This is a genomic window from Rappaport israeli (genome assembly GCF_001888055.1).
Classification (GTDB): Bacteria; Pseudomonadota; Gammaproteobacteria; order Cardiobacteriales; family Cardiobacteriaceae; genus Rappaport; species Rappaport israeli.
In genome coordinates this window covers 1-11,027 of the sequence record NZ_LXHZ01000024.1, presented here as the reverse complement: position 1 = coordinate 11,027, position 11,027 = coordinate 1, and the positions used below count along the sequence as shown (strand labels likewise).

The window sequence follows — 11,027 nt, the reverse complement described above, 5'->3', positions numbered from 1 at the left end:
ACCGCACACCGCACACCGCACACCGCACACCGCACACCGCACACCGCAATCCGCAAACAAAAAAGCCATAACGCTAGCATCGTTATGGCTTCAAACAAAAGTTTATCGCTTTTATAAAATACAAACAGAAATAGTTTCTCTAAAAAGGACTATAAACCTATTTATTCAATTTATACGCTTTGAGAAAACTAAGCTGGAATGCGCAACTTTTGTCCAGGATAAATTTTATCAGGGTCTTCTAGCATCGGGCGGTTGGCCTCAAAGATTTTGTTGTACTGATTGGGGTCGCCAAAATACTCTTTAGCAATTTGCGACAACGTCTCCCCTTTTTGCACATCGTGATAGCGCGTTTGCTGACCTTGCTCTACCACCTCAATTTGATTATCAACATTTGCCACACCATTAATATTGCCTGCAGCTAACAGCGCTTTTTCACTCGCTTCGGCATTTTGTGCCTTACCGCTTAAGGTTACCAGACTTTTTTGCGCATCAAATTCAACGGTCAAACCTTCAATTAATAAATCCTTACTTTCAATATAACGCTTAATCGCATCAGCAGCCTCAGCATTTAATTGCGCCTGTTTAGCTACATCATTAACCTCTTGATTGACTTTATTATCGACAACTTTCTCACCAGCACTTTTAAAAAAATCAAAAAAACCCATTTTTTCTCCTAGTTCACTAAAAAATTAGCCTAATAAGCGCTGCCGACGCGCTTCAAACAACAAAATTCCGCACGCCACCGACACATTCAAGCTTTCCATACGCGCATCTAGCGGAATGGTGAGCAAATAATCGCATTGTTCGGCAATCCCATGGCGCAACCCTTCTCCTTCATTGCCCACCACTAACGCAAGAGGCGTATTTAAATTTACCTCATAAATCGTTTTATCCTGCCCACCTGCGCCACCGACAAGCCAAATACCCATTTGTTGCATGGCTTGCAATTCGCGGCGCACATTCACCACCCGAAAAATGGGCAACACTTCACTTGCCCCACATGAAACGCGATGCACCACCGCAGTAATATCGGCGCTATTATTTTTCCCCATCACCACCGCCTGCACCCCAGCAGCCAAAGCTGAGCGCAAACAGGCGCCCAAATTATGAGGGTCTTGCACACTATCTAACACCAAAATCAATGGTTTTTCGCATCCTGCAATCGCCTGCTGCCAACTTTGCGCCCCTGTTTCATCTGGCAGATATTGCCCCACAACGCCTTGATGTTTGACATTAGGCAATAACAAATCCAAATGATAGAGCGGTACTTCCTCAACCGCCACGCCTGCCTGCTTGGCTTGTTCTAATAAACCAGCCACTTTCTTGGACTGTTTGCCTTGTGCGAGCAATAATTTTTCCAAACGTTGCTGTGCAATCGCCTGCGCAAGTGCATGCACCCCACCGATATAATACCCCCCCGCGCTCATGCCTTATCCGCCTTAGAATTACGCTGACGCGTTTTCTTCACTTTCGGCGCTTGTTCTGCACGCTTTTGAGCACTTTTCCCACGTGTTGTTTGCGTTGCTTTAGTTTTACTAGCAGATGTTTTACGCGTTTGACGCGCTTTGCTAGGCTTTTTATCTGTTTTGCTTGTGCGTTTTTTAGGCGTTAGCGTTTCTTTATTTTGTGCACTTTTCTTCGCGCGTGATTTTCTTGGCGCTAAGCCATTATGCTCAATCAATTGAAAATCAATTTTGCGCTCTTCAAAATTTACCTGAGCAACCGCCACCACCACCTCATCCATCATGGTAAAACGTCGTCCTGAGCGCTCACCAGTTAAAGTCGCGTTGTCTGCATCAAAGTGGTAATAATCGCTGGTAAGATTTGATACATGCACCAAACCATCAATGAAATAATCTTCAAGCGTTACAAAAAACCAAAATTCAAAATATTGGAAATTCTGCCATGAAACACCTCGCCTACCCGATGGCTCATAAATTCCGCTTTTAGAAAATCCATCGCATCACGCGTCGCCTCATCGGCGCGTCGTTCAGTCATCGAACAATGTTGCCCCATCTCAGCCATAACCTCTGGCGAATAATAATAATCTTTTGCCTTTCCCCCCTCTAATAAATAATGAATAGCGCGATGCACCAGCAAATCAGGATAGCGCCGAATAGGGGAAGTAAAATGTGCATAAGAAGATAAAGCCAAACCAAAATGCCCGCGATTTTCAGGGGAATATACCGCCTGCGCCATTGAGCGCAATATCATCTTATCAATTAAGCCCTTATCCTCACGCCCAGCGATTTTTTGCGTGAGTTGCGCGAAATCCTTAGGCGTAATTTTTGCCTCAGCGCTACCATTCCATGCCAAGCCCAAACGCGCCACATAAGCTATCAGCGTCTCCAAACGTTCAGCGCTTGGCTCATCATGCACCCGATAAAGCGCTGGAATTTTATTTTTTTGCAAAAATTGTGCCGCTGCCACATTCGCCACAATCATGCACTCTTCGATTAATTTATGCGACTGCAAACGCTCTTTTGCGCTAATTGATTCAATTTTACCCTCTGCATCATAGGTAAACTCTGTTTCTGGAAATTCAAAATCGATGGTATGACGCGCCACACGCGCCCGATGCAACAACTCATAAACCTCTTTTAAGCGCGTTAGTGGCTCAAGCAAATGGCTAAAGCTTTCACGCATTGCCGTCTCTTGTTCAAACAAGATTTTTTCAACAGTTTCATAAGTTAGGCGCGCATGAGAATGAATAACCGCCCGATGGAATTTTGCACGCTGGGTCATACCCTCTTGATTTAAGGTTAATTCACAAACCAACGCCAAGCGGTCAACATTGGGATTAAGCGAACACAAGCCATTAGACAACTCCTCTGGCAACATCGCAATCACCCTATCAGGAAAATAGACCGAAGTTCCACGCAAATAAGCTTCATGGTCTAGCGCATCATCAGGCGAACATAATGCGCCACATCCGCAATCGCCACATATAAACGATAGTTATCCCCGCGCTTTTCAGCATAAACCGCATCATCAAAATCACGCGCACTAATGCCATCAATCGTTACCATCGGCAAATGGCGCAAATCTAAGCGTCCAGTGTAGTCCTTAGGCTGTAAAGTCTCAGCAAATTGCGCTACCTGCTTACGCACGCGTGAAGGAAAATTATGCGGAATATTATAATTTTCAATGGCAATCGCCACCTCCAACCCTGCCGCCATCTCATCCCCCAAAACCTCAACAACCTGCCCAATCGGCAAATTATGGCGCACGGGATATTCAAGAATCTCAGCAATAACGATTTGCCCAACTTTCACCACATTACAATCAATTTGCGCAATGATAATGGGCTGTGTTAGGCGCTTATTTTCGGGAGTTACGAACCAAATGCCCTGTTTATTTTGCAATTTACCCACTACCCGTTTTTGTGCACGCTCTAAAATTTCTACTGGCGCATAGTCTTTTCGCCCACGCGCATCAACTTGACTCACACGCGCCAAAATCTTATCGCCATGCATAAGCCCTTGCATATATTTAGGCGGAATAAAGCCATCAGCTTCTTCTCCATCTAAATTTAAAAAGCCATAACCTTTAGGGTGCGCAATCACATATCCAGAGCGCAAATCCATTTTAGACGCCACACCAATACGATTTTGTCTATTAATCAACAACTGCCCACTGCTGACCATCGCTTTTAAACGATGAATCAAATACTGCGCCTGCTCTGCATTCAACGCAAACGCCTCAATCATCTCACCTACTGTCAGCAACTTTCCCTGCTCGCCCAGCCATTGCAATAAAAACTCACGGCTTGGCAAAGGATTGCTGCCGTATTTGCGCTGCTCGCGCTCATAATGTGAATCAAGCTTACGCCAATCAACGGATTTAGACTTTGTTCCCAATCCTGTTTTCTCCTAAAAATACTGTATCTCGCGCTCCTTTAGCCATTAAAAAAGCACACGTTTTTTATATTAATCTGCAAAAAAATCTAATAAATGAATCGTTTGCCGTCTATCTGGCCCTGTTGAAATCATCACAATAGGTAAATCCAATGCCTCTTGCACAAACGAAAAATAGCGCTTTGCCGCATCCGGCAACAGCGCATAATCCGTTATGCCCAGCGTTGAGGTTTTCCAGCCAGAAAACGTCTGATAAATCGGACGACAAAGCGCCAAACGTTCAGCACCCAAAGGCGCAATCTCCAAGCGCTCGCCTTCTAATTCATACGCCACACAGACTTTAATCTCATCCAGTTCATCCATTACATCCACTTTTGTCATGCACAAACCCGATAAACTCGAATTGATACTCGCACGGCGCAAAGCAGGCAAATCCAACCAACCACAGCGACGCGCGCGCCCAGTCGTTGCGCCAAACTCCTGCCCAATCTTAGCCAAATGCGCGCCTACATCGTCCTGTAATTCTGTAGGAAAAGGCCCACCGCCAACCCGCGTTGTATAGGCTTTAGTAACGCCAAGCACATAATCCAAATCGCGCGGGCCTACGCCAGAACCACTAGCCGCCCCGCCAGCAGAGGTCGTTGAGGAGGTCACATAGGGATAAGTCCCATGGTCAACGTCCAACATCGCCCCCTGCGCGCCTTCAAAAATCACCTTTTCATTGCGTGAAAAATGTTCTTTTACACACACACTCACATCCGCCAGCATCGGTTGAATGCGCTCAGCATAGCCCAACCACTCTTCAATAATCGCCTCAACCTCAACAGGGGATTGCTGATAATACTGCTCTAATAAAAAATTATGATAGCGCACCAAATCCCGCACCAATGCCTTAAAGCGGTTAGCATCCATCAAATCTGCCAAACGAATCCCGCGACGTGCTGCCTTATCCTCATAAGCAGGGCCAATGCCTCTGCCTGTTGTGCCAATTTTTTCCTCACCACGTTGCAATTCTCGCGCTTGGTCTAATGCAATATGGCTAGGCAAAATCAACGTACAAGCGGGCGAGAGCTTTAACCGCTCCACCACAGGCACTCCAGCAGCTATTAATAGCTCTAATTCCTCAAAAAATGCACGCAAACACAACACCACCCCATTGCCGATATAACTGCTCACCCCTTCATGCAAAATTCCTGATGGAATTAAATGCAATACCGTTTTTTGCCCCTCAATTACCAGCGTATGCCCAGCATTATGCCCACCTTGAAAACGCACAACCGCCTTAGCATGCCCAGTAAGCCAATCTACGATTTTACCCTTACCCTCATCTCCCCATTGCAAACCAATGACGACCAAACTACGATTCATCGCCTCATCCCCTTGGTTTAAAACCATTGATTATATTAACCAACGCGCCATAAACAGCAACACCAGCGCAGCAATTGTCAAACTCAACCCGATTTTACGCAACCGCTCTACGGGAAAAGTAACCAATTGTGCCATCAAAGTTTGCCACGATTTAGGCGCTACCAATAACATTGCGCCTTCAAAAAACAACGCCACAACCACCGCCAAAAGCCAAACGCTCACTTTAAATATCACTACTTAGGCGCAAGCGGTACAACCACCTGCTCACTAACAATATCCGCGCCCAATTGAGGGGCAAGCAGTGATTTCTCTTGTCGTGGTGAAATGGCAGGCGTTTCTTGTAAAAGCGTTGACTCTTGCAATCTACTTGATGCAGAGGAAGACATTTCACGCACCGCCTGCTCATCAATTTCCATCGTATTTAAATATTTAAAAAAATCACCTTCTGGCTCTACCAACATCACCGTATTATCACTTAAATGATTGCGATAAGCCTCCATTGAGCGCCAAAAGCGATAAAACTCCAAATCCTGCCCATAGCTTTTTGCATATAACTCAGCAGCTTTTGCATCCGCCTCACCTTCAATAATCCGCGCTTTTTCAATAGCTTTTGCCACCAACTCCGAAGCTTCACGGTCAGCACTTGCCATAATAATTTGTGATTTTTCCCGCCCTTGCGCGCGCAAATTTTTTGACACCCGCTCACGCTCAGCACGCATCCGCTCAAACACCCTATCGCGAATATCATCTGAAAAATCCACCCGTTTTAAGCGCACGCCAACAATCTCTACCCCATAACGATTTGCATCTTGTGAGAGCGATTGCGTTACCGATTGCATAATTGAGCCACGGTCTTCTGAAATCACCTCTTTTACCGAACGTCGCACAAATTCCCCGCGTAACCCATCTTTAACCAACTGGTCTAATAAATTAGACGCACGCGAAAAATTCCCCTGCACACTGGTATAGAACACGCGCATATTTGCCACGCGCCATTCCACAAAATAATCCACAATCAAATATTTCTTTTCATTGGTTAAAAACAACTCAGGGTCAACATCCAAACGCTGAATGCGCGCATCAAAAAACTCCACCTGATGCACAAAAGGCAACTTTAATTTAATTCCTGCCTTATCAGTGGTACTAATTAACCGCTCAAACTGCGTAATCACCGCAATTTGACGCTCATTAACCACATAAAGCGAATTAAACAGCAGCAATAACGCTACCACCACCACAGCAATCGTCATATTTAGTTTATTTGTCATCTCTTTTCACCTTAGCGTGTACGACTGCGCAACTCACTGCGCTCGCGATTAGATATTGGCGTAGAAGCATCTCTCTCAATACCCTCTAGCGTTTGCGGATGCACTGTGCGGTCTCGTTGCATATTTTGTCGCTCATTTTGCGCCTGCATCGCTTCTAAAGCACTGGCTGTTAAAACCAAATCGTGCCCTTGATGTCCATAAGAGCCTTCACCCAAATTCACAATTGGCTTGGTATTTTTAGCATCCACCACAACCGTTTGACTATTGCCATAAACCTCGCTCATCGTATCCAAATACAAACGATCGCGCATAGCCATCTTATCCATCAGATACACTTTATATAAATCATTAAAGCGACTCACATTGGCATTGGCTTGTGCTAATACTCGTGCCTCATAAGCCATTGCATCTTGCACATGTTGCTCTGCCTGTCCACGCGCCACTGGCAAACGCTCTAAAGCATAAGCCTCAGCCTTTAAGCGCAAACGCTCCTCATCTTCACGAGCGCGCACAGCATCTTCAAACGCATCTTGCACTTCCGCTGGGGCGCGTGCATCTTGCAATTCAAATGCCACAATTTCAAACCCCAAGCCAAAATCGCGCAAAATTGTCGTAATAATTGATTTTGCCTCCTGTGGCCATTCATTGCGTCTATCGCGCAACACCTCATCGACCGTACTCGCGCCCACCACCTCGCGAATTGCGCTAATTACAATATCTTCTAAAACCTTCTCAGGCTCATTTGCAACAAACAAATAATTTTCAGCACTACTAATGCGATATTGCACCGCTGCGCCAATCTCAACAATATTTTCATCACTAGTAAGCATTTGCCCCACTCGCTGACTACTGGTGGAGACGCTACTTTTTTGCGTTCGGAATTCGCCAATGCGCATGGTTGCAATTGACTGCACATCGACTTTTTCCACATGCCCGATAGGGGCTGGCCAATTCCAATTTAATCCTGAGGTAGTGGTATTGGTATGTTTACCCAGCACCATTTCCACGCCATTTTCGCGCTCTTGCACCGTATAAACCCCACTAGAGAGCCACAAAGCAAGCGCAACGCCTGTCGATAATCCAATAGTTTTCTTAGAAAACCCAATATTAGGCGTAGGCGAACCGCCCCCTTTACCCCCAGAGCGATTATCACCAGTAATTTTCTTTTTTAGATTTGCAAAAAATTCATCTAAATCAGGTGGTTGTTCATTATCCTGCTTTGGTTTACCGCCTTTATCGCGCTCTCCCCAAGGGTCTTCACTGACCATTACCGTAGAAGGATGAAAGCCACGCAGTTTCGCTAGTTTGTAACAACTTAGTAACACATTAAACATAATAACCTTTTATATCGTTTGGGATGGTTTATCCAACAAAACCAGCGCCCGATTATACTGGGATTGCAGTTGATTAAAACGTTTCTCTGATATTTTTATTTTCAGAAAGCTCGACCCATCGTCTGCCATTTGCTCCTCCAACACCGCCTTTTCAGCAAATAGATGACTGCGCAAACTACCCTCTTTAGGCATTAATTGCAACCATCCCTTCACCTCATGCGCCATAAAATACTCACCAATCGCCTGCGCTAAAGCATCTACCCCCGCCCCCGTTAACGCCGAGACAAACACCGCCTGCGCACGCCCATCTTCCCCATATTGGATACGCGGCTGTTCATCGCGTAAATCAATTTTGTTATACACCCGCATCATTGGCACTTCATCTGCGCCAATTTCTGCTAATACCGACGCCACCACTTCTTCACGTTGCAAGCGCTCATCATCTGCATAATCAATCACCTGCAAAATCAAATCCGCAAAGGCAGTTTCTTCCAACGTTGAGCGAAACGCCGCCACCAACTCATGCGGTAAATCACTTACAAAGCCCACCGTATCTGCCATTAAAATCGTTTGTCCACCCTCATAATTGAGCTTACGCCATGTAGGGTCAAGCGTTGCAAATAATTGGTCTTTGGCATAAACCTGCGCATCAGTGAGTTGATTAAACAACGTTGATTTACCAGAGTTGGTATAACCTGCCAATGCCACCGTTGGTTGTTCACCGCGACTACGCGCCTTGCGATTTTCCTCACGCTGACGGCGCACCTTTTCCAAACGTCTTTTCAACTGCTTAATGCGCACCCCTAACAAACGGCGGTCGGTTTCAAGTTGCGTCTCCCCAGGGCCTCGCAAACCAATCCCACCCTTTTGACGCTCCAAATGCGTCCAACCGCGCACCAAGCGCGTAGACAAATGATTTAACTGCGCCAGCTCTACTTGCAATTTCCCCTCATGCGAACGCGCACGCTGAGCGAAAATATCCAACACCAATCCGCTTCTATCAAGCACACGCGTTGAAAATAGCTTCTCTAAATTGCGCTCTTGTGAAGGCGAAAGTTGCGCATTAACAATCACCAATTCTATTTCCTGAGCTTTGATTTGTTCTGCCAGCGCCTCTGCCTGTCCGCGCCCGATAAAATACTTCGCTTCAGGCTTAGCGCGACTCAATACCTCCACAGCGATGACCTCTGCACCTGCTGATTGCGCTAATAATTGAAACTCCTGCACCACACTCTCATCGCTGACCTTGCCAATATCAACTTGCACCAACAAAGCACGTTCACCACTTTGCGGACGTTCAAACATAGGCTTTCTCCATCAAAATCGCGCGACAACAGACAAAAAAACCGCCTTTGTCAAACAACACAAAGGCGCTAGATAAGATAGAAAAACAACGCTTAATCGCACTCAATTTGTGCTTAATAAAAAGGATCTGTACTAGGAGCAGCCTGAGACGCAGAGGCTGGTGCAGACTCTTGAGAAGTTGGGGCGATATTAGAAGAGTTATGAGCAAGCGCTTCATCAGCAGTTTCTTCTTCACTGCCTGCAAGATTAATGCGCACATTGCGCGCTGGCACAATCGTTGAAATGGCATGCTTATAGACCATTTGCGAGATATTATTTCTTAATAACAACACAAACGCATCAAATGATTCAATTTGTCCTTGCAATTTAATGCCATTGACTAAATACACCGACACAGGCACACGCTCTTTGCGCAAAGCATTTAAATAAGGGTCTTGTAGGGATTGAGATTTACTCATTTGTTATTATTCTCCTATTAAATTTAGATGAAATACATTCGTCAAAAAAAATCTTGAGTTGTATTAAGCGTGTTTGTATTTTGCACGCAATTTTATGCCCTAGCTTTTCAGCTTTGATATAAGGGCGAGATTATAATGATTTTTGCACAGTTTTTATAGCCTCATCATAAAGGACAGCTATCATGCCACAGCAAAAGCGCCAACACCACACGCTATACAAACTAATTCTCCGAACCTATTGGGTTTGCCAGCACTTTAAGTCAAAAAAGCTTGTTTTTCAATTTGTTGAATTCTATCGCGTATTGCGGCTGCTTTTTCAAACTCCAAATCACGCGCATATTGCAACATTTGCTTTTCTAGTTTTTTAATCTCCTGATGGGCGTTTTCGGGTGTAATCATTGTTTCTTGCAAAGCATCACGATGCGCTTTTTTTCGCTTTAACCGCCACATGCGCCCCTTCCATTACATCTTGAATTTTCTTTTGAATCGTGGTGGGGGTAATGCCATGGGCTTGGTTATAAAGCATTTGCGCTTCACGTCTGCGCGCGGTTTCATCCATTGCTTTTTGCATAGAGCGCGTTATCGTATCGGCATATAAAATTGCTTTTCCTTCTTGATTGCGTGCCGCGCGTCCAATGGTTTGAATGAGCGCGCGCTCACCGCGTAAAAATCCTTCCTTATCAGCATCAAATATCGCTACCAGCGATACCTCTGGCATATCCAGACCTTCACGCAACAAGTTAATCCCTACCAATACATCAAATTCGCCTAAGCGCAAATCACGAATAATCTCCATCCGCTCTACTGTATTGATATCACTATGAATATAGCGCACCCGCACTTCATGCTCGAGTAAGTATTGGCTTAAATCCTCCGCCATTTTTTTAGTCAGTGTTGTAATTAACACCCGCTGATTATTTGCGCGTCTGATGCGAATTTCTCCCAATACATTTTCCACCTGCGACGCCACAGGGCGTATTTCTACTATCGGGTCTAATAATCCTGTTGGACGCACCAACTGTTCCACCACCTGCCAGAATGGGCTAATTCATACTCTCCAGGTGTTGCGGAAATATAAATCGTTTGGGGGGCAATGCGCTCAAACTCAGCAAACTGTAGCGGTCGGTTATCCAACGCCGAAGGCAGACGAAATCCATAATTAACCAATGTTTCCTTACGGGAGCGATCGCCTCGATACATACCATTAAGCTGTGGCACCGTTACATGGCTCTCATCTAACATCAACAACGCATCGGGGGGTAGATAATCATGCAAAGTAGGGGGCGGTTCCCCTGCCGCTCGTCCAGATAAATAGCGTGAATAATTTTCAATGCCCGAACAATAGCCCAACTCCAACATCATCTCCACATCAAAGCGCGTGCGTTGTTCTAATCGCTGTGCCTCCACCAATTTATCTTCGCGCGCAAGGTTGCCAAG

The 11,027-nt window shown here is 45.5% G+C and carries 8 protein-coding genes and 3 pseudogenes; all 11 read right to left on the bottom strand.

Features of this window, described 5'->3' with window-relative positions; all coding sequences use genetic code 11:
* Positions 1 to 188: 188 nt before the first annotated feature.
* Positions 189 to 665 (bottom strand): peptidoglycan-binding protein LysM, encoded by a 477-nt coding sequence (lysM, locus tag A5N84_RS07285; RefSeq protein WP_072281846.1) that lies wholly within the window; start codon positions 663 to 665, stop codon positions 189 to 191.
* A 24-nt stretch (positions 666 to 689) separates the two neighbouring features.
* Positions 690 to 1,427, bottom strand: coding sequence for a 23S rRNA (guanosine(2251)-2'-O)-methyltransferase RlmB (gene rlmB, locus A5N84_RS07280; protein ID WP_072281845.1), 738 nt, complete (start codon positions 1,425 to 1,427; stop codon positions 690 to 692).
* Positions 1,424 to 1,837 carry a S1 domain-containing protein gene (locus A5N84_RS12015; protein ID WP_233120035.1) on the bottom strand — a complete coding sequence of 138 codons (414 nt, stop codon included), beginning with the start codon at positions 1,835 to 1,837 and terminating at the stop codon, positions 1,424 to 1,426. The genes rlmB and A5N84_RS12015 overlap by 4 nt, the downstream gene beginning before the upstream one ends.
* A gap of 29 nt (positions 1,838 to 1,866) precedes the next feature.
* Positions 1,867 to 3,587: pseudogene (gene rnr / locus A5N84_RS07275) on the bottom strand (ribonuclease R).
* A 342-nt stretch (positions 3,588 to 3,929) separates the two neighbouring features.
* Positions 3,930 to 5,225, bottom strand: coding sequence for an adenylosuccinate synthase (locus A5N84_RS07270; protein ID WP_072281847.1), 1,296 nt, complete (start codon positions 5,223 to 5,225; stop codon positions 3,930 to 3,932).
* A gap of 30 nt (positions 5,226 to 5,255) precedes the next feature.
* Positions 5,256 to 5,447 (bottom strand): DUF2065 family protein, encoded by a 192-nt coding sequence (locus tag A5N84_RS07265; protein WP_143324874.1) that lies wholly within the window; start codon positions 5,445 to 5,447, stop codon positions 5,256 to 5,258.
* Positions 5,448 to 5,458: 11 nt separating this feature from the next.
* Positions 5,459 to 6,493 (bottom strand): protease modulator HflC, encoded by a 1,035-nt coding sequence (gene hflC / locus A5N84_RS07260; RefSeq protein WP_072281843.1) that lies wholly within the window; start codon positions 6,491 to 6,493, stop codon positions 5,459 to 5,461.
* 11 nt (positions 6,494 to 6,504) lie between these two features.
* Positions 6,505 to 7,827, bottom strand: a complete 1,323-nt coding sequence (gene hflK, locus A5N84_RS07255; RefSeq protein ID WP_072281842.1) for an FtsH protease activity modulator HflK — start codon at positions 7,825 to 7,827, stop codon at positions 6,505 to 6,507.
* Positions 7,828 to 7,836: 9 nt separating this feature from the next.
* Positions 7,837 to 9,132, bottom strand: a complete 1,296-nt coding sequence (gene hflX, locus A5N84_RS07250; protein ID WP_072281841.1) for a ribosome rescue GTPase HflX — start codon at positions 9,130 to 9,132, stop codon at positions 7,837 to 7,839.
* Between the two features lie 212 nt (positions 9,133 to 9,344).
* Positions 9,345 to 9,590: pseudogene (hfq, locus tag A5N84_RS07245) on the bottom strand (RNA chaperone Hfq); the annotation flags it as partial.
* Positions 9,591 to 9,845: 255 nt separating this feature from the next.
* Positions 9,846 to 11,027, bottom strand: a pseudogene (locus A5N84_RS12010) (helicase-related protein); the annotation flags it as partial.

Coding starts and splice junctions, on each gene's coding strand:
- lysM (WP_072281846.1), bottom strand. CDS start 665: ATGGGTTTTTTTGATTTTTTTAAAAGTGCTGGTGAGAAAGTTGTCGAT.
- rlmB (WP_072281845.1), bottom strand. CDS start 1,427: ATGAGCGCGGGGGGGTATTATATCGGTGGGGTGCATGCACTTGCGCAG.
- A5N84_RS07270 (WP_072281847.1), bottom strand. CDS start 5,225: ATGAATCGTAGTTTGGTCGTCATTGGTTTGCAATGGGGAGATGAGGGT.
- hflC (WP_072281843.1), bottom strand. CDS start 6,493: ATGACAAATAAACTAAATATGACGATTGCTGTGGTGGTGGTAGCGTTA.
- hflK (WP_072281842.1), bottom strand. CDS start 7,827: ATGTTTAATGTGTTACTAAGTTGTTACAAACTAGCGAAACTGCGTGGC.
- hflX (WP_072281841.1), bottom strand. CDS start 9,132: ATGTTTGAACGTCCGCAAAGTGGTGAACGTGCTTTGTTGGTGCAAGTT.